The organism is Paenarthrobacter sp. GQ52 (genome assembly GCF_059759005.1).
This window is the reverse complement of sequence record NZ_JCAXEJ010000016.1, coordinates 53,656-72,281: the sequence shown is the minus strand read 5'-3', so window position 1 is coordinate 72,281 and position 18,626 is coordinate 53,656. Positions and strand designations below refer to the sequence as shown.

18 protein-coding genes and 1 tRNA gene are annotated in these 18,626 nt (G+C 63.5%); 5 read left to right on the top strand and 14 right to left on the bottom strand.

All coding sequences use genetic code 11. The annotated features are described in order from the left end of the window. Window positions 1-234: 234 nt before the first annotated feature. Genes AC6CH8_RS17785 through AC6CH8_RS17775 form a run of 3 tightly spaced genes read right to left on the bottom strand, consistent with a single transcriptional unit; the run spans window position 235 to window position 3,457 of the window. On the bottom strand, window positions 235-1,077 hold the full coding sequence (locus AC6CH8_RS17785) for a sugar phosphate isomerase/epimerase family protein (RefSeq protein WP_498191692.1): 843 nt from the start codon (window positions 1,075-1,077) through the stop codon (window positions 235-237). Continuing rightward, on the bottom strand, window positions 1,074-2,288 hold the full coding sequence (locus tag AC6CH8_RS17780) for a dihydrodipicolinate synthase family protein (protein WP_498191691.1): 1,215 nt from the start codon (window positions 2,286-2,288) through the stop codon (window positions 1,074-1,076). The genes AC6CH8_RS17785 and AC6CH8_RS17780 overlap by 4 nt, the downstream gene beginning before the upstream one ends. Continuing rightward, window positions 2,288-3,457, bottom strand: coding sequence for a Gfo/Idh/MocA family protein (locus AC6CH8_RS17775; RefSeq protein WP_026005605.1), 1,170 nt, complete (start codon window positions 3,455-3,457; stop codon window positions 2,288-2,290). Before AC6CH8_RS17775 ends, AC6CH8_RS17780 begins: the two co-directional genes overlap by 1 nt. A gap of 197 nt (window positions 3,458-3,654) precedes the next feature. On the opposite strand from AC6CH8_RS17775, the gene AC6CH8_RS17770 reads away from it, so the two are divergent. Further along, on the top strand, window positions 3,655-4,692 hold the full coding sequence (locus tag AC6CH8_RS17770; protein ID WP_498191690.1) for a LacI family DNA-binding transcriptional regulator: 1,038 nt from the start codon (window positions 3,655-3,657) through the stop codon (window positions 4,690-4,692). A gap of 82 nt (window positions 4,693-4,774) precedes the next feature. On the opposite strand, the gene AC6CH8_RS17765 is transcribed toward AC6CH8_RS17770, so the two are convergent. The 3 genes from AC6CH8_RS17765 to AC6CH8_RS17755 all read right to left on the bottom strand — a co-directional run bounded on the left by AC6CH8_RS17765 (window position 4,775) and on the right by AC6CH8_RS17755 (window position 6,725). Continuing rightward, entirely contained in the window at window positions 4,775-5,548 is a 774-nt protein-coding gene (locus AC6CH8_RS17765) for a sugar phosphate isomerase/epimerase family protein (protein ID WP_498191689.1), read from the bottom strand. 248 nt (window positions 5,549-5,796) lie between these two features. Then, the gene (locus AC6CH8_RS17760; RefSeq protein ID WP_498191688.1) at window positions 5,797-6,360 is read right to left on the bottom strand and encodes a GNAT family N-acetyltransferase; all 564 of its coding nucleotides are present in this window, start codon (window positions 6,358-6,360) and stop codon (window positions 5,797-5,799) included. Window positions 6,361-6,386: 26 nt separating this feature from the next. Further along, on the bottom strand, window positions 6,387-6,725 hold the full coding sequence (locus AC6CH8_RS17755; RefSeq protein WP_498191687.1) for a metalloregulator ArsR/SmtB family transcription factor: 339 nt from the start codon (window positions 6,723-6,725) through the stop codon (window positions 6,387-6,389). Between the two features lie 67 nt (window positions 6,726-6,792). Between AC6CH8_RS17755 and AC6CH8_RS17750 the strand changes: the two genes are divergently transcribed. After that, window positions 6,793-7,725 (top strand): NAD(P)H-binding protein, encoded by a 933-nt coding sequence (locus tag AC6CH8_RS17750; protein ID WP_498191686.1) that lies wholly within the window; start codon window positions 6,793-6,795, stop codon window positions 7,723-7,725. Here AC6CH8_RS17750 and AC6CH8_RS17745 read toward each other — a convergent pair. Further along, window positions 7,722-8,576 (bottom strand): LysR substrate-binding domain-containing protein, encoded by an 855-nt coding sequence (locus AC6CH8_RS17745; protein ID WP_024818365.1) that lies wholly within the window; start codon window positions 8,574-8,576, stop codon window positions 7,722-7,724. The genes AC6CH8_RS17750 and AC6CH8_RS17745 overlap by 4 nt on opposite strands. A gap of 166 nt (window positions 8,577-8,742) precedes the next feature. Here AC6CH8_RS17745 and AC6CH8_RS17740 point away from each other — a divergent pair, with 166 nt between their 5' ends. Continuing rightward, window positions 8,743-10,128: an MFS transporter gene (locus AC6CH8_RS17740; RefSeq protein WP_498191685.1), complete on the top strand. Its 1,386-nt coding sequence runs from the start codon at window positions 8,743-8,745 to the stop codon at window positions 10,126-10,128. A gap of 48 nt (window positions 10,129-10,176) precedes the next feature. Here AC6CH8_RS17740 and AC6CH8_RS17735 read toward each other — a convergent pair whose 3' ends face one another. From AC6CH8_RS17735 to AC6CH8_RS17715, 5 genes are all read right to left on the bottom strand, one after another. After that, complete coding sequence (locus AC6CH8_RS17735; protein ID WP_498191684.1) at window positions 10,177-11,349, bottom strand: N(5)-(carboxyethyl)ornithine synthase; 1,173 nt, start codon at window positions 11,347-11,349, stop codon at window positions 10,177-10,179. After that, window positions 11,346-11,480, bottom strand: a complete 135-nt coding sequence (locus AC6CH8_RS17730; RefSeq protein ID WP_011776304.1) for a hypothetical protein — start codon at window positions 11,478-11,480, stop codon at window positions 11,346-11,348. The genes AC6CH8_RS17735 and AC6CH8_RS17730 overlap by 4 nt, the downstream gene beginning before the upstream one ends. 130 nt (window positions 11,481-11,610) lie before the next feature. Then, a complete protein-coding gene (locus AC6CH8_RS17725; RefSeq protein WP_420179187.1) occupies window positions 11,611-12,072 on the bottom strand; it encodes a nuclear transport factor 2 family protein in 462 nt (153 codons plus the stop codon). Between the two features lie 175 nt (window positions 12,073-12,247). Further along, window positions 12,248-12,321: transfer RNA gene (locus AC6CH8_RS17720), tRNA-Gly, on the bottom strand. A gap of 77 nt (window positions 12,322-12,398) precedes the next feature. After that, on the bottom strand, window positions 12,399-13,913 hold the full coding sequence (locus AC6CH8_RS17715) for a M15 family metallopeptidase (protein WP_498191683.1): 1,515 nt from the start codon (window positions 13,911-13,913) through the stop codon (window positions 12,399-12,401). A gap of 241 nt (window positions 13,914-14,154) precedes the next feature. On the opposite strand from AC6CH8_RS17715, the gene AC6CH8_RS17710 reads away from it, so the two are divergent. Beyond that, complete coding sequence (locus tag AC6CH8_RS17710) at window positions 14,155-14,598, top strand: SRPBCC family protein (protein ID WP_091469821.1); 444 nt, start codon at window positions 14,155-14,157, stop codon at window positions 14,596-14,598. Between the two features lie 88 nt (window positions 14,599-14,686). Here AC6CH8_RS17710 and AC6CH8_RS17705 read toward each other — a convergent pair whose 3' ends face one another. Further along, entirely contained in the window at window positions 14,687-16,669 is a 1,983-nt protein-coding gene (locus AC6CH8_RS17705) for a CAP domain-containing protein (protein WP_498191682.1), read from the bottom strand. A gap of 125 nt (window positions 16,670-16,794) precedes the next feature. Here AC6CH8_RS17705 and dcd point away from each other — a divergent pair, with 125 nt between their 5' ends. Further along, the gene (gene dcd, locus AC6CH8_RS17700) at window positions 16,795-17,370 is read left to right on the top strand and encodes a dCTP deaminase (RefSeq protein WP_011776299.1); all 576 of its coding nucleotides are present in this window, start codon (window positions 16,795-16,797) and stop codon (window positions 17,368-17,370) included. A 52-nt stretch (window positions 17,371-17,422) separates the two neighbouring features. On the opposite strand, the gene AC6CH8_RS17695 is transcribed toward dcd, so the two are convergent. Then, window positions 17,423-18,622 (bottom strand): cation:proton antiporter, encoded by a 1,200-nt coding sequence (locus AC6CH8_RS17695; RefSeq protein ID WP_091469826.1) that lies wholly within the window; start codon window positions 18,620-18,622, stop codon window positions 17,423-17,425. Window positions 18,623-18,626 lie beyond the last annotated feature (4 nt).

The following is an 18,626-nucleotide window of genomic DNA, read 5'->3' as shown; positions in this document are numbered from 1 at the left end:
CCGTCACCACCTTCTTCGGACCCGGGACTGCGGCGACACACCCGCAATGCGGCGTGTCCGGGCAGTTTCAGAATCAAAGTGGGTGGTGGCCGCACCTCCGCCGTGCTAGCTGTGGCCCGGAGGAAGATGGGTGGCGCAAAAAAGCGGGCCCCCGCCGTGACCTTGGCAGGAACCCGCTGGCTTTTGGAGCGATCCTCCCGCGGAGCTTAGGGCATCCGCGGGAGGATCACGTTGTTACGCGAACGGGAGGACGAGCTCCGCATAGCGCTGCTTCATGGTTTCCAAGACTGTGTCGCCGTCGGCGTCCCAAATGTCCTGGTTAAAGATTTCAACTTCGATGTCGCCCGTGTATCCGGCGTCCCTGACCCAGGTGCCGATGGTCGCGAAGTCGATGACGCCGTCGCCCATCATGCCGCGGGACAATAGCGCGTCCGCAGCGATCGGCAGGTTGAAGTCGCACACCTGGTAGGAAGCGATGCGGTTTTCGCGGCCGGCACGTTCAACCTGAGCCCTCAGCTCCGGATCCCACCAGACGTGGAAGGTGTCGACGGCGACGCCGACCGCCTTCGCGTCGTACGGCGCGGCGAGATCGAGGGCCTGGCCAAGGGTGGAGATGAGCGCGCGGTCTGCGGCGTACATCGGGTGCAGGGGTTCCAGCACCAGCCGTACACCGTTCTCGGAAGCGAACGGGACTAGTTCCTCCAGGCGGTCGGCGACGCGCTGGCGTGCAGCGACGACGTCCTTCTCACCAGGAGCGAGCCCACCAACCACCAGGAACAGCTCCTGGGTGTCCAGCGCTACTGCTTCGCGGACGGCCTCGAAGTTGTCGGCGAGGGCTGCGGCCTGCCCTTCAGCGTCGGCCGCAGTGAGAAAGCCGCCGCGGCACAGCGACGAGACCCGCAGGCCTGCGTCCTTGATGAGCTTGCCTGCCTTATCCAAGCCGGCCTCGGCCACACGGTCACGCCACGGACCGATCGCGGGGATGCCGGCGCGGGCGCAACCATCCACAGCCTCAGCAAGCGTCCACTTCTTGGTGGTGGCGCTGTTCAGCGACAGGCGGGAGAAGTCCGCGCTCATGCGCCCACCCCGTTGATCCGCAGGAAGTCAGACATCCGGAACGCGGCCAGTGACGGATCCTTCAGCAGGCCGGCTTGGTCGGCCAGTTCGAAGGTCTTGGCCAAGTGCAGCACCGAACGGCCGGAGTGCAGGCCGCCCACCATCTGGAAACCGGGCTGCTTGCCATTGAGCCAGGACATGAAGGCGATACCGGTCTTGTAGTAGAAAGTGGGTGCGCTGAAGATGTGCTTTCCGAGCTCACGGGTGGAGTCCAGGATCGCGCGCCCTTCGCTGCCTTGACCGGCGTCGTACTTCTGCAATGCCACCGAAGCGGCAGGGTAGATGGCGGCGAAGATGCCCAGCAGGGCGTCCGAGTGGTGGGTCTCGTCGCCGTCGATCAGCTCCGGGTAGTTGAAGTCGTCGCCCGTGTAGAGGCGGACCTCTTCCGGAAGTGCGGCGCGGAGAGCCACCTCGTGCGAGGCGTCCAGCAGCGAAACCTTCACGCCATCAACCTTGTCCGCGTGCTCGCGGATCAGGCTGAGGAACGTTTCGGTGGCCACGGAGACGTCGTCGGAACCCCAGTATCCGGCCAGTGCGGGGTCGAACATGGTGCCGAGCCAGTGCAGGATGACGGGCTGATCCACTTCCTGCAGGAGTGTCGAGTAGACGTGCAGGTAGTCGTCAGCACCGCTTGCAACCTTGGCCAAGGCGCGGGACGCCATGAGGATGACCTTGGGGCCGGCCTCACTGACGACGGCGATCTGCTCACGGTAGGCGTCGATGACGGCCTGGATACCAGCTGCACCCTCGGGAAGCGTGGCGATGTCCAGCTGATCGGTGCCCGCGCCGCATGAGACGAGATCGCGGACGGACTTGCCGGAAATGGCGGCGTCGCCTGCCGCAACAACGGATGCGGCTTCTGCGCCGGTGCGCTTGATGAGCTGCTGGGTGGCTGCCCAGTCCAAGCCCATGCCGCGCTGCGCGGTGTCCATGGCGTCGGCGACACCCAGGCCGTAGGACCACAACTCGTGCCGGTAAGCGAGGGTGGCGTCCCAGTCGAGCTGCGCCGGTGCGCCTGGAGTGTTGTCCGCAGCGACCTCGGGGATGACGTGGGCTGCTGCATAGGCGTGGCGGGCCGTCAAAGGAGCGGTCGGCTTGGCCCACGATGTGGCTGCCTGAAGGCGGTACTCGCGGGTGCCGCCGTCGTTGGTGGGAAGAATCAGTGACGTCATTAGAGCGTGATCTCCGGGATGTCGATGGTGCGGCGCTCAGCGGAGGACTGCAGGCCGAGCTCGGCCAGCTGGACGCCGCGTGCTGCGGAAAGCAGCCCGAAGCGGTGCTCGCGGCCGGCCACGACGTCGCGCAGGAATTCTTCCCACTGCAGTTTGAAGCCGTTGTCCAGTTCAGCGTTGGCCGGGACTTCCTGCCACTGGCTGCGGAAGGATTCGGTGACGGGCAGGTCCGGGTTCCAGACGGGCTTGGGGGTGTGGGCGCGCTGCTGCGCAACGCACTTGTTCAAACCGGCGACGGCGGAACCGTGCGTGCCGTCGATCTGGAACTCAACCAGTTCGTCGCGGTAGACGCGGACGGCCCAGGAGGAGTTGATCTGGCCGATGACGTCGTCGCCCCCCGGGGTTTCGAGTTCGAAGATGCCGTAGGAGGCGTCGTCAGCGGTGGCCGTGTATTCCTTTCCGGCTTCGTCCCAACGTGCGGGGATGTGCGTGGCAGTCTTGGCGTTGACGCTCTTGACCTTGCCGATGATCCCTTCAAGGACGTAGTTCCAGTGGCAGAACATGTCCGTGGTCATTCCGCCACCGTCTTCCTTGCGGTAGTTCCAGGACGGACGCTGCGCAGCCTGGACATCGCCTTCGAAGACCCAGTAGCCGAATTCGCCACGGATGGAGAGGATGCGTCCGAAGAAACCTTCGTCCACCAGGCGGCGGAGCTTGACCAGGCCGGGGAGGTACAGCTTGTCGTGCACAACGCCTGCAGTGACGCCGGCTTCCTTGCCGATCTGTGCAAGCTCGATGGCCTCTTCGAGGGTCTCTGCCGTGGGCTTCTCGGTGAAGATGTGCTTGCCGGCGCGCATGGCCTTCTTCAGGGTGGCGGCGCGGAGGCTGGTCATGGAGGCGTCAAAGATGATGTCCACGGTGGGATCGGCGATGACTGCGTCGAGGTCCGTGGTCCATTCGGAAACCTTGTGGAGTTCGGCTAGTTCGCGGATCTTGGCTTCATTGCGGCCAACGAGGATCGGCTCGACCTGAACCTTGGTGCCGTCTTCCAGGGTGAAGCCGCCGGCGTCGCGGATGGGCAGGATGGATCGCAGCAAGTGCTGGCGGTATCCCATACGGCCGGTGATGCCGTTCATGGCGATGCGGATCGTCTTTGTTTCGTAGCCCATGTTTTCTCCAGTGCCTTGTGTGCCGGTCGCTCTGCGGTTGCCGGTGCTTGCAGTTCTTGATGTGGGAAAGCGCATTCCCGCTGCAATCGATCATGCACCATGGCGCGCCGTGTTGGCAAGCGCTTTCCCAAAAATGGTGGAAGACTGCCATAATTTTCTTAGCGCCAGTCCCGACGCTTGCAGAAAAGGAGGGCCCCGTGGCCGCCAGCACACTGAGTGAAGTTGCCCGATTGGCCGGGGTCTCCCTCGCAACCGCATCCCGGGTCCTGAACGGCTCGTCCCGTAAGCCGGCTGAGGACATCGCGGAGCGCGTCCGCGAAGCCGCCGACAAGCTCGGCTATGTTCCCAACGCGCAGGCGCAGGCCCTGGCGAAGTCGAGCTCGGGATTGATCGGCCTCATTGTTCACGACATTGCCGACCCCTACTTCTCCGCCATCGCCCGCGGGGTCCAGGAAGCAGCCCGCCAGCAAAACCGCATGGTGTTGCTGGCCAGCACATCCGGCGCCGCGCAGGACGAAAAAGAAGCAGTGGCCGCGTTCGCCGCCCGACGTGCCGACTCCATCGTGATCGCCGGCTCGCGGTCCGTGCGCGCCGAGGACAAGCAAGGCAACATCGAACTCGCCGCGGAACTGGACCGCTACTGCCGCAATGGCGGACATGTGGGGGTTATTGGCCACCCGGTGGTTGGCGCCTCCACTACAGAGGGCTACCACGTGGTTGAAGTCCCCAATGAGGAGCTCGCAGCCGGCCTTGCTGTGGAATTGGCCGCTACGCATGGTGGTGAATTCCTCATCGTTGCGGGTCCCGAAGGGCTGTACACCTCCGACGACCGGGTCCGCGGCTTCCAGCGGGGTCTCGCAGACGCTGGAAGACCCGCAGCAGAGATCATCCGTACCGGCTTCAACCGCGCTGGAGGATACGACGCCGGGCCCGCACTCGCCGAGCGGATCAAGGCCTCCAAAAAACGGCTCTGCATCTTCGCCGTGAACGACGTCATGGCCATTGGCGTTACCGCTGCGCTCCGGCCCGAAGGCGTATGGATTCCCCGGGATGCCACTATCGCGGGTTTTGACGACATCGAAACCCTCCGCGACTTCCGCCCTGCCTTGTCCACGGTGCACCTGCCGCTGGAGGACATCGGCCGCCTGGCCGCCGGCGACCCTGACACCGCGCCGGTCAGCGGCGCGGTGAAACTCCGCCGCAGCACGGAAACTCCGGTGGAATCGCAAGTCTGACCAGGTCAGAAGTCATAACCGTCGTGGAGGTCAAGGCACAACGGCCCTATTTCAGCGGATGGGCTGGACTGAGCAGCCGGCGCTAGTCCTCGCCCAGTGTGATCGTGTGCAGGAAAGCGGCGTCGTTGAGGACGTTTTCCGGCAGGTCATCCTCAACGAATTCCAGCATGATGTCCATATCCTTGCCGTTGCCGCGCAGGACATCGGTGACTGTCTGCCACAGCAGCTTCCGGTTCCGCAGTGGAAAGCGCTCGGCTTCGGGTCCCCAGGAGAAACAATGCACGCCCGCCAGGTGCGGCAAGACTTCGTGGAGGGACTCAAGCGCCTGTTTATCCGAAAGTCCGACGGCGGGCTGCCAGTAGGTGCCGACGTTGGGGTGATTCACCCGGTTCAGTAAGTCGAGGGTAGTGGCGGGGGAGTCGGTAAGGGTGTTGCCGTGGTACTCGAATGCGATGGCCATGCCGCGGGCGGCCGACAGATCGGCGATACGCCGGGTGTCTTGGACCACTGCATCCCAGTGGTCCTCGTTGGCCTCGGCAGAGCCAAGTTCCCCGGCCCACACGCGGATCCGGGGAGCGCCAAGCCCTGTGGCAAGGTCCAGCGCGCGGCCAAAGTCCTCGAAGGCGCCGCAGCGGTAGTACGAGCCGAGCGAGAGGACGCTGAGTCCGGCCGCCACCGTGGCTTCCTTGGCGTGCGCCGCTGACTCGGAATCGCTGACGTGTACATCGGTACCCCACTCGATCCCGGCCAAGCCTGCGTCCGAAGAAATTCGGACCACATCGTCTATCCCCTGCGAACGGAGAGTGACGGAACAGATGCCTGGCGTGAGGTCAGCCAGCGTAGTGAGGTCGATCATGGTCACAGGATATCGGGAATGCGCTTACCCGGTAAGGACGTATCGCCTGTTGAACACATTTGTTCCCGGCTCCCGCCGTGCGCACCCCCTTGGGCACCAAAGCCGCACCCGTTCCCGCCGTGCGCACCCCCTGGGCACCAAAGCCGCACCCGTTCCCGCCGTGCGCACCAGAGGTTACTGGTGCAAAGCGCGGAACGTGCAGCGAACGCGCCAAGTCAGCAATGACAGTGACCGCGCACTTCTCCGCGCTACAGATCGATCCAGTAGCGTCGGATCGATTCGGTGACACCCAGCGCCGGGGCGAAGCTCGCTGGAGGACGGACGCTCTCAAGGACGCCTCCGCACGACTCGATGGTGCGGGCGGACGCCACATTAGGCTGCTTGCAGGTCACCAGGACGCGCTCCATTCCGAGCGTGCGCCCTTCTTCCATGGCACCCTTCAAGGCAAACTTGGCGAGGCTGTGGCCTCTTGCGCTTGGCCTTATTCCGTAGCCGATGTGTCCGCCAACTTCGGTCAAGTATTCGGTTGCGAGTGCGTGCCTCAGGCTGACGGAGCCCAGGTAGGTAGCATCCCGAACCACCCAAATGGTGCTTTGGTTGGCCAGCCTCTCGGGAGGCCGGAAGCTCTGCTTGGGCAATTCATGCAGTACTTCAATCCATTTCGCGAAGTCGCTGCTGTCGCGAAGATCCAAGTCGTATCTCGCTGCCACGAAGGCCGCAGAACCGTCTTGGTCCAAGGTTCCCCACTCGTCATAACTTTCCAGCCAGGAGGTATGGAAGCTTGCCGACGGCGTAGTGAGCTTGTGAATCATTCGGTGAGCCTACTACGCCTGTTGATTCAGGCCTCAGATGTGCTCGTTGACGGGCGGAGGGTGGTGCGCTTCCGGACCTCGCGCAACACAATCTGCTCGGGGCAGACGGTGGAGAGGAAGTCGCCGACTGAGAGCGCAAGCCGCTCGCCGACGAGTGAGTACAGGATGCGATTGGCATCGCGCCGCTCCGCAATCAGGCCGGCCTGCCGGAGCACGCTCAAGTGACGGGAAATGGTGGGGCCCGTGGCGCTGAACCGCGCAGCGATCTCACCGGCAGCCAACTCGCCGTCCTTAAGGTCCTGCAGAATCTGCCGCCTTGTAGGGTGCGCGAGCGCGGCGAAGATGTCTGATGCTGTATCTGCCATGTTTGCAATATAGCACAATTGCTATATACAGTTTAGCTTCATTGCTAATAAGCGAAGGAGCAAGAATATGCGTGTAGCCATTACCGGTGGAACCGGCTTTGTAGGGCGTCACTTGGCAGGGCGACTCAACAGTCCGGACACTGTTGTCATCTCCAGGCGGATGGGCGTGCAGATCAATGATGTGGATGCCTTGGCGGCTGCCTTCGCTGGCTGCGACGTAGTGGCGCATTGTGCCGGGATCAATCGGGAGGTCGGCGACCAGACCTTCGATCGTGTACACGTCCATGGCACCCGGGCGGTCATTGAGGCGGCCCGACGAGCGGGCGTGCAGCGCATAGTAATGCTGAGCTTCCTAAGGGCCCGGCCTGACTGTGGCTCGGCCTACCACGAGACCAAGTGGGCGGCCGAGGAGCTCTTGCGGGAATCCGGCATCGAGCACACCATCCTCAAAGCGGGGATGATTTACGGCCTAGGTGACCATATGGTGGACCACGTCACCCGCGCCGTGCGTACCTTTCCGATCTTCGCGACGGTGGGCTTTCACGAACGGACAGTTCGGCCGGTTCCAGTGGAAGAGGCTGTCAACGCATTGATTGCTGCCATGGAAGGCCGTGTCGCCAGCCCTACTGTGACCCTACTTGGAGCCGAAGAACTTGAGCTGGGAACTGCTGTCCGCAGGATCGCGCGGCTTGCAGGTGGGCGGCCTCTGTACGTTCGCGCTCCAGTATGGGCAATCCGGGTGCTCGCGCAGTTAACGGAGTGGACCATGGTGGTGCCGCTCGTTGCCAAAGCACAAGCGCATATGCTCGCCGAAGGGGTTAGCGAACCCGCGCCCTTCGCGCCGGAGCTTCCGTTCGGACTGCGTCCGGCGCTCCCCTTCGACGACGAACGCATCAGAGCCGCGCTGCCCGAGGGGCGGTTCACGCTGAATGACCTCCGGATGATCCGATGGTGGGCCGGGCGGCGTCCCAGTACGGGGCCGAGCCTGCACGCCCACTAGTTCGACTTACTCAGCGTCCTCCCCATGATGGCCTGCGTGAGGGCATCGATGACCTCGGCGTTGGCCAGGGGATTCCGGATCAGGGTGAAGTCGACGTCGCCTACCGGCGGGAGCCCGAAACGTTGCGTGATGACCTTCAGGTCCTCGGGCACCAGCGACGCCGGCATCACGGCAACTCCGATGCCGGCACGAACGGCCGCGAGCACTCCGCTGATCTGCTTGGTGCTACAGGTGATCCGCCAGGTCCGGCCTTCGGCTTCCAGTGCGTCAATGGCTAGTTTTCGGCTCAGGCTTGGCGCTGGGTAGGCGATGAGCGGGACGGGCGCCCCGGGTTCCAGTACGGTCTGCTCGACGCCGACCCAGGCGAAATTGTCGTGCCGGACCACCGTGCCTTCCTTTGCTCCGGCCACCCATTTCACGAACACAAGGTCCAGCTGGCCGGCATTGAGTCGCTTGTACAGCTGGTCACTTTGGCTGACGGTGAGCTCCAAGTTGATCTGGGGGTACAACTGTCGGAACTCGCGGAGGATCCGGGGGAGGCCGGTGATGGCGAGGTCGTCTGCGGTGCCGAACCGGAGGCGCCCTCTCATGGCCGAACCGGAAAAGTAGCGGGCGGCGGAGTCGTGGGCGGCAAGGATGCTGCGGGCAAAACCGGCCATGGCGTCGCCGTTGTCGGTGAGCCGGACCTCGCGGGTATCGCGGGCAACCAGCACCCGCTTGGCAGCGGCCTCAAGCTTGCGGACATGCTGGCTGACGGTGGGCTGTGCGAGCCCAAGGCGTTCCGCAGCTTTGGTGAAACTCAGCGTTTCTGCGACGGCCAAAAAGGAACGGAGCTGGACAGGTTCGAACACGGAACTCCTAAAGCGCAGGTCAGCGCCGGGCCGGAGTACTGCGCCCTTGCAGCATGGTCATTGCGTTCCGCAATGCTAGTTATAGGCGCAATACGCTTCCATAATTGCTGCTCGCAACCCTAGCGTTAAACGCATCCCACCGAAACTCTCCATCCGAGGACTACCTTTGGCACCCCCACCGCCTTCAGCGGCAAACGTCAGCCAGCCCGTCATCGATTCCCTATCCGCACCTCAGCCCGCGGACACCGTCACCCAGCCACTCGCCGTCGTGAGTGAAAAGCTGCCCTGGCGGCATACCTTCATCTCCCTGAAGGTCCCCAATTTCAGGATCTTCGCGATCGGTCATTTCATCGCCGTGATCGCGATCTGGATGCAGCGCATCGCCCAGGACTGGATGGTGCTGCAGCTTTCCGGTTCCGTCACCGCCGTCGGAATTACTGTGGCATTGCAGTTCATGCCTTCGCTTTTCCTTGGCCCGTGGGGCGGCATGATTGCCGACCGCTTTGCCAAGCGAAAGATCCTCATCATCTGCCAATCCGCGGCCGCCGTGCTCGCGGCCGCGTTGGCGGTGCTCTCCCTGAGCCAGCGCGTCGAAGTGTGGCATGTGTACGTCATCGCCCTGCTTTTGGGCTTCGTGACGGTTCTGGACCAGCCGGCCCGGCAGGTTTTCGTCAATGAGCTCGTCGGACCCAAATACCTCCGGAATGCCATCAGCGTTAACTCCACCACATTCCAGCTCGGCGGACTGATCGGTCCCGCCCTGGCCGGTGTGCTGCTCACCGCAGTGGGTGCCGGATGGGCCTTCGCGGCGAACGCCGTAGCCTGCTGCTCCACTGTTGCCATGCTGTTGATCCTCCGCAAGGATCAGTTGCACCTCAGCCAGCCGACCCCTCGCAAGAAGGGAATGCTCCGCGAAGGACTCAACTACGCGCTCAGCAAGCCCACAATCTACTGGCCGTGGTTGATGGCCGGGTTCGTGGCAGTTTTTGCCATGAGCCTGCCGGTGCTGCTGGCCGCCTTCGCGGACAACGTGTACGACGCCGGCGCCGGAGGCTACGGCCTGCTGAACGCCATGGTTGCGCTCGGTGCGCTGATGGGAGCGGTAGCGTCCACACGGCGTCGCCAGTTGCGGTTGCGCTCGGTGGTGACGTCGGCGGGGTTGTACGGGCTCATGCTCTGTGTGTCCTCGCTGATGCCGTCCATGGTGTGGTTCAGCGTCACCATGGTCCTCGCCGGATTCTGGTGCCTCATGTTCCTCACAGCGGCCAACCAAATGGTGCAGACCAGCTCCAACATGAGCATCCGCGGCCGCGTCATGAGCCTGTACCTCGTGGTGCTGATCGGTGGGCAGGCAATCGGCGGCCCCATGATGGGTTGGCTCGCCGAGCACCTCGGTCCCCACCTTGCCGTCCTGATCTCCGGTGGCGTACCGGCCATCGCGGCTGCGGTAGTCGCCGTCGTACTGGCCCGGAAGTCATCCCTGCACATCAAAGTGGACCTGCGCGATCGGCGTCGGGTGCTGCGGATCGTGCAGGAGCCTCAGACGGCTTAACCAGGATGAAGCGCCCCCGACAGTCGGGGGCGCTTCATTCTGTGCGGGCTATCTTGGCTGAAGCTGTGCCACTGGCAGATGCGGGTATTCCGCCGAGCGTCCCTGGAACTCCAGGACGTCCGGATTGCGGATAACACCTTCACGGATCTCAATGGCACGGGAGACAGTCTCGTTGGCATCCCAGTTTTCCGGCCCGGCCACAACAGTGTCCAGGAAGGGAAGCAGGGCTTCGCTGATCTCCCAGCTGGCCGAGTTCCAAAGGTATGACGGACTGTGGTCCACGGCGTAATAGTTAACGTGCCCGCCCACGCGGAACATGGGCTCGTCGAAAGTGGTGGTCCGCGCCCAGCTGAAGCCCATGCCTTCGTCGCAGGACACGTCAACGATCAGGCTGTCCGGCTGGAATTCCGCCAGATCCTCCGTGCGGAGGTAGGTCAGCGGAGCGTTCGGGTCCTGCAGGGTGCAATTGACCACGATGTCCGCCGCGGCCAGGAACGGTGCCAAGGGCTTGCGCCCCTTGTCCGTGATGACTTCGCTGAGGAACGGCGCCTTGCTGTCATGGTCGAATTGCACGATCCGCACTGAATGGATCGGAGACCCGACGGCGGCGACGCCCCGGTTGGTGAGCACCTGGACGTCGTGGACGCCGTGGGCATTCAGCGCAGTGACGGCACCACGGGCAGTGGCCCCGAAACCGATGACCACAGCGCTGAGGCGGCGGCCGTAATCACCGGTGGAACCAGTCAATGCCAGGGCATGCAGCACAGAGCAGTAGCCGGCGAGCTCGTTGTTCTTGTGGAAGACGTGCAGGCCAAAGCCGCCGTCGCCCGCCCAGTGGTTCATGGCCTCAAAGGCGATGAGTGTGAGCTTCTTGTCGATGGCAAGCTGGGTGATAGCCCGGTCCTGCACACAGTGCGGCCAGCCCCACAACGTTTGCCCGTCACGGAGTTCGGCCAGATCCTGGGCCTGCGGCTTGGGGAGGAGGATGACGTCGTTGTTGGCAATCAACTCCTGGCGTGTACCGAGCCCGCCCACCAATGATTCCAGCTTGCTGTCCGGGACACCGAACCGCTCGCCGTAGCCGTACTCAAAGCGAAGTTGCCGGCGCACTTCCGGAGCAATGCGTTCCAAGTGCTGCGGGTGGATCGGCAGGCGTCGCTCGTTGGGTTTCAGCGAAGTAGCAAGAACACCAATGCTCAGCGGGCCGGTAGGTGCGGTCACTTCTTGTTGCCGGTAGAGGGCTTGGCGGCCTCGGTGGCGGAGGACTCGGAAGCCCGCTTATCCGCGCGTTTTTCCTTGATGGATTTGCTGGATTTCTTTGACGCAGTTTGGCGCGGTGATTTGTCGCCCATGATGGCTCCCTTAGAGCGGAGCCGAAATGGCTCCTGACTCCTGACGATACACCTCCCCGCATTGCTTTGTGGCCGGAGTCACGCGTGCTGGACCGCAGGCCTCTGGCTGACTGGGCCGGCCGGCGTCGGACTATTGCGCCGGCTGAACCGCCGGGCGGCCATGCGTTACACGATGAGTGACGCGATCCGCGGTGTCGTCCACGGTCGCAACTTTCTCCACTGGCTCCAGGTAGAAGCGGGCACTGCTGATGATGCCCTCATCCACGCCGAAAATGATGACTCCGGTCATCTCATGCTGGGTGCCATCACGGCGGGCGCCCTTCAGGTGCAGCTCAGTCCACACGCTGGTCCCGCTCACGCTGTGCGCCAACATGCGGGCTGCGATGTCCGGTACGCCGGTGAACAGTTGCTCCCAATTGCTGCGGATAGTGTCCCGTCCCGTGAATCCCCGGGTGGGGTGGGCCGGTGTCTCGTTGACGTAGCCCGGCGCGAAACACTCAGCCAGGGCTTCAAGATCGTGCTTGTTCGTGGCTTCCAGCAGGCGGTTGATGACGGCGAGTGGACCCGCCTCACCATCGTCGGTGAGAGTCATTGGAGGACCTCCCGGATAGGTGGATGTACGTAAGAGTTTAGGCTTACGAGGCCTCCCGGTCGACGGGTAAGTGGCCCCCTTTGGTGAGTGACGTCGTCGAGCGCTTTTTTGTTCTTGGACAGGGTTCAGTCCTCGGGCAAAGAGAAACCCCGGATCACTGGATCCGGGGCTTTCCTGGAGCGGGCGACGGGAATCGAACCCGCGTATCGAGCTTGGGAAGCTAGCGCTCTACCATTGAGCTACGCCCGCATTGCCCGGAAAAACTCCCCGAGCGAGTCCTAGCTTAGCGCAGTTGCAGGACTCCCCATGACCGGCGCACCGGACGCCTACTTGAACAGCTTCATGCCATTCCAGCCGTTGCCCACCTGGCGCTGACCGCCCCAGGCCCCGGTCCCCAGACGGTAATCGACGAGGTAGCCATCCACGGTTTGGGCAGTGATGCTGCGCGTGCCCGGACCGGATAAACCGAAGCTCGGAACCAGTGCTTTCATGGTTCCCCACCCGGAACCCACTGTGGTGGGCAGGCCTGCGAAGCCACCCCCGCCGTTGCCGGGATAACTCAGCAAGTGCCCGGACGTTGTGGTGGCCAGGATGTCGTTGGCGCCGTCGGCATTCCAGTCGGCCATGGTCAGGCCCATGCCCGCCCAGCCACTTCCAATGTCCACCCGGTAGGTCAACGCCCTACCCGAGGTGTTGGGGTAGTACCGGAGACCGCCATCGGGGAAGTAGCCCACGATGCCTGGATACCCCTGCGCCGCGGACCATTTGCCCACGGTGATAGTCATCTTGTCCCAGTCACCTGTTCCCACCACGATCTGCGTGGAGAACGCACCGCCGGGCCAACCCTTGAATAAGCCCAAGGTGCCGTTGTCCCATTGCGCCAAAATGTCGTAGACGCCATCAGCGTCCCAGTCCACCACGAAGGCCTGCTTCAAGCCCTGCCAGTTGGAACCGATCACCGTGGGGATGCTATAGCCACCACCGCCGTGTGCAGGGTAGCGAAGCAGCCGCCCGGACGAGTCCGCAGCAACCAGGTCCGCGCCGGAGGTGATGCTGGCATACGCAGTGGGGTTGCCGGCGAAATACTGCTCCATGGTGGGGAAGCCACGGCGTTTCATGTCGGTTGCGAGATCCACTCCGACGTAGCGCAGGTGCCACGGCTCATAGCTGTAGCCAGTGACGTTCGTGTAGCCGTTGGGGTAGCGGACAATGAAGCCGTACTTGTGGGCATTCGCTGCCACCCAGATCCCGGCTGGAGTGTCCCCGAAACAGGTGCTGAGGCCGCAGGAACCGTTGGCGTTCCCGACGTCGACGGCGAGCCCCGTCTGGTGCTCGCTGTGCCCCGGACGTGCGGAGATCAGGTCTGCCTGTGCCTGGCCGTAGATGCTGACGTAATAGGAGTAGACCTGCTGCTGCTGCGCGTAGGAACGGTAACCGCTCACCACTGCCAACCCGCCCGTGCCGGCATCAGCCGCACCTTGGAACAACCCATTGAGCCAGGCTGCAGCCTCGGCACGCAGGTACTGGCCGGAGCCGCGGGCGTTGACTAGGTCGCCGGGCGCGTAGCTCACAGGATTCAAGGGCCGGGACTTGTTAACCAGGACAGAGTAGTTCGCGGGGTCGCCCACAGGATCGACGCTCGGCAGTGGATTCGCAGTGGCCGGTACTGCACTTTGAACGACGACGGCGGCGCGTGCGTTGCTCTGTGCCTTAACGGCCGCAGTGGCTGGCACCGCGGTGGTCGGCGCAGCCGTGGCAGGAGCCGCAGTTACCGCGCCGCCAGCCACGGCCAGACTGAACAAAGCAGCGCAAGCCGCCAGCCGTCGTCGTGCGTTCCTCATGGAACCTGAGTAGTTTCGACCTCGCATTACGCCCCCAATTTGCTTGTAGCCAGCCGCAGGCACTCTACCCGGCCCACGGACTCCTGTCAGCAGTACCCCGGGAAAATCGGGAGATAACCATTCGGTCAAGGCTCGGCAGTCATGTGTTGCTGGCGGCCGCCGCTGACTATTCTGAAGGTGTTAGCTGCAGCGTATGGGGAACCGGGCTACGACACTCGACCGTACGCCGAAAGAGGTATCCATGGCATTCGCTGCCAATGAAGTGGTGATCAGCAAGGACGCCATGACCGTTTACGGATTCCTCATGGACGGGATGAACAACTCCCTATGGCGTTCGGGTGTGCGCAGTATCGCGCTTCGCTCCGGCATTCGCGGCCAAAAAGGCGCCCTCTACCAGCAGACGGTTTCCGGCCCCGGCGGCCGCCCCGTAGCCGCCGACTTCAGGATCACCGAAGCCCGCCCGGGAGCCGAAGTCCGTTACGCCGTGGTGGCCGGACCCGCGCGGCCTACCGGAGGTTTCTACCTCAGCACCGAAGGCAACACCACCCGCCTCCGGTTCGCCCTTGAGTACCACCCCAAGGGCCTGCGGAAGCTTATGAATGGCATATTCCAGAAGGCGCTGGAGGGCGAAGTGGCGCAGTTGGAACAACTCAAGGTTGCCATCGAGTCCCACTCGGACGCTTAGCCGCGGCTGTGGACGCGCGACGCCGGATTGACGCGCGACGTCGGATTGGCGCACGACGCCGACACGCAGGTTGGGGTGGCATGCCTTTCTATTGGGCGAACTTCAGCCCGCCCCAGCCGATGCCGATGGTCACCGGCGTGGTAAGCCGTCCTGTGTTGAGATCCCAATATTCAACGACTCCGTTGCGGTCCAGTCCGGCAACACCCGTCGAGTCGGGACCCGTTACGCCGCGAAGCGCCCTCAAGCCCGTGTAGTCGGTCCATTCCGCGCCCACTACCGGACGGGATTCCTGCTTGGGTGTGCCCAGCCCGCTCCCGCGGTACAGCCTGAGGGTTCCATTGGCCTCAGTGGTGAGGAGGTCCTGGAAGCCGTCGGCGTTGTAGTCCACCATGCTTAGCCTGATCGCTGGGAATCCCGTGCCGATTGCCGCTTGGGCACGGATGTAGGCAAGGGCGGCGTTCTTATAGAGGTACAGGTTGCCGCCCGAATCCATGGCAACGATCTGGGGAAGCCGGTTGTTGGCGCACCAAGTGCCCACGGTGATGTTCAGGGTCCCCCAGCCCTGGCCAAGGGCAATGGGATCCTTGAACCCACCTGTCTGAAGGCCGGGGTACACCAGCAGGGCGCCGTCGAGTCTTTGGGAGATCAGATCAAACACGCCGTCGCGGTCCCAGTCCGTGATGAAGAGGTCTTTGAGCCCTGTGAAGCCGACGCCGATTCTCTTGCCGCCGCCGTACCTGCCGCCACCCCACGATGGGTAGGCAACCACCGAGCCGTCGCCGGCGATCGACACGAGGTCGGCTGCGCTGCTGATGGAGGCCGCGCTCAAGTTAAGGGTGGGCGGTTGGTGCTTGCTGCCCGGTTCGCAGACACCCACAGGGTCGGTTGGTGGCGGGACTGTACCGCCCGGGCTTGTGGTGGTCCCTGCCGGCAAAGATGTGTAGCCAAAGAAATTCACTACGCCCCAGAGCGTGTAGCGGTTGGGGGTGGTCTGCCAGTTGCCGTCCGTGTAGGTGATGCCGATGCCCATGACGTTGAACCGGGGATCACGCAGAAGGGCGTCGTGACCGGGAGAACCCTTCCACCACTCCACAAGCTGCGCTGCGTCACGGTCCCAGCGGACAGCGATGACTTCACCCGCCCCGTTGTTGGGGTTGAGAGCCCGGGGATCAGTCCAGAAGTTGGCGCGGTGCTGGATCACCTCACGCGTCGCGATGTTGTTGGACCAGTCCTGAGCCAGGCTGGCCACCGTGGCGTGGTACTTCACAGGAGCCAGGCCGAGCGATGCACGGTAGCTGTTGATCGCGTTGAACACCGTCAGGATCGCAGCTGTGTTGCTGTCCGGGAGGAGCGCCAGCGCGCCGTTCTCCGGATCCACGGTGCTGCTCGGGCTCTTGCCCGGGAAGGGGGTGAGTGTAGGGGTTGGTGTCGCTTCGGGCGTCGCCGTCGGGGCTGGTGAGGCGGTTTCGAGCGTTGGAGTGGGGGACGGACTTCCTGTTGGTGCAGGCGTTTCGGTTGATGGCGATGTTTCGCTGGGGGAAGTTGGTTGAGTTGGTGCAGGCGTTTCGGTTGTAGAGGCAGACGGTCCAGGCCCGGCGGCCTGGGCGGATGGTGTTGGTGCGGCTGGAACAGGACCGACAGTCTCTTGTGGAGACGGCTCCGCTACGGGTGGCTCGGTGGCGCCGGGGTCCGAGGGGTTGTCAGGCCCCCAGGAGGGCCCGATGTTGGGCACGGGGGGTGGCGTCTCAAACACCGGATCTATAGCGACGGGCCCGCCGTCCGTGTCGGTTCCCGCGCCGACGCTTGGTGTCGACTCCGGCGTTCCGGGGTCCGGCGCGGGCACTGTGGTGGGGTCCGAGGCGTTGCCGGCCGCCGGGAGGGGCGCTGAAGGTGCGGGGTCCGCCGTCGTGGTTTCCTTTGGTGCCGTCATCCCTGAAGGGACAACGGCGGAAGGTGTGGCGGTGGGCCCGGGGACCGTCTGCGTTGACGGGAGAATCTGGCTGGAGGCGGCCACCCCCAGAGCCAATACGCCAGCCAGCACGATAGCGGCAGGCGCAGCCAGTTTTCTCACAATTACCCCGCGAATGCTCGTTGCCCCCAAGTACGGGCGCGGTTCTACATGTCCGGGAACTATAGTCCCATGGGGCGGCGCGGACAATGCATGGGGTATTTGATGCATGGGGTATTTTTGATGCTGTGCTGATCTCTGACCGCGATATTCGTGCCGAAATAGACTCCCAACGGATTGTTCTTGAACCGTACGACCCCGCGATGGTTCAGCCATCTTCCGTTGACGTGCGGATTGACCGGTTTTTCCGGCTCTTCGACAACCATAAATATGCCCACATCGACCCTGCCGAGGAACAGCCCGAACTGACCCGGCTGGTTGAAGTCGAAGGCGACGAGCCATTCATCCTGCACCCCGGAGAGTTCGTACTCGGCTCAACCTACGAAACCGTCAGCCTGGCCGACGATATCGCTGCCCGTCTCGAAGGGAAGTCATCCCTTGGGCGCCTCGGGCTGCTGACGCACTCCACGGCCGGATTCATTGACCCCGGTTTCTCAGGTCACGTGACATTGGAGCTCTCCAACGTGGCAACTCTGCCCATCAAGCTGTGGCCCGGCATGAAAATTGGACAGCTGTGCTTCTTCCGACTGACGTCCTCGGCCGAGCACCCCTACGGTTCCGGCGAATACGGCAACCGTTACCAGGGCCAGCGAGGACCCACCGCGAGCCGCAGCCACCAGAACTTCCACCGGACGTCCATCTAGCCTCGTTTGGTGCCTTTGCCGAGGGGGTAGCTCTCGGCACTTTGGAGACTCGCTACGCTGGTGCGCGCTCCTGTGTCCGCGGGGGAGCTCCCGGCGACTTCCGAATGGCCTTGACCACTGGTTCCACGAAGCGGGCAGCCAGAGGGCCAAGGATGGCCATGATGAGTACATACGCGGTGGCGAGTGCCGCAAGTTCGTCCGGAACTGCCCCGGACGCAACAGCCAGACCAGCGATGACAATGGAGAATTCACCGCGCGCAATCAGGGCAGCGCCAGCGCGGAAACGGCCCGGGACGGCGATGCCGGCCCGCTTGGCAGCCCAGAATCCTGTGAGCATCTTGGTAGCTGCGGTGATGACGGCCAGCACCAGGGCCCAACCAAGGACGGGCGGAATGGACGTCGGATCGGTGTTCAGCCCGAAGGCGACGAAGAAGATCGCTGCGAAGAGATCCCGCAACGGTTCGAGGATTCTGGTGGCGTTGTGGGCAGTGGCACCGGAAATTGCGATGCCCAGCATGAAGGCACCCACTGCGGCGGACACCTGCAGCGCCGAAGCGATGCCGGCCACCAGGAGGGCGAGACCGAGCACGTTCAGTAGGAAGACCTCGGAGTTTTCACTGTGCACTGCTTGCGAGACCCGGTGCCCGTGCTTGAGGGCGATGACCAGCACCACGGTGACTACTGCAAGGGCAATTCCCACAGTCTGCAGTCCGCCCAGGAACCCCACGCCGGCCAGGATCGCCGTGAGGATCGGGAGGTAGATGGCCATTGCGAGGTCCTCAAAAACGAGGATTGACAGCACCACGGGAGTTTCGCGGTTACCGATCCGGCCGAGGTCAGTGATCACCTTGGCGGCGATTCCGGACGACGAGATATAGGTGACGCCACCCATGACGATGGCCCCCACAAGTCCCCAACCCAAAAGCACGGCGAGTCCCGCGCCCGGAAGGAAGTTGAGGACAAAATCAAGAACGCCGGCCTGCCACGATCGCCGAAGGCCAGTGACGAGCTCCGACGCCGTATATTCCAATCCGAGCATAAGCAGCAGGAGGATAACGCCGATTTCACCGGAAAGATGGGCGAACTCGTGCATTCCGTCCAACTTGACGAACCCGCCGGCACCGAAGGCCAAGCCTCCCACCAAGTAGAGCGGGATGGGGGACATGCCTATTCGGCCCGCTAATCGAGCAAGGAGACCGAGGCAGAAGACGACGGCCCCCAGTTCAACGAGGGCTAGTGCGAGCGGATCCATTCCG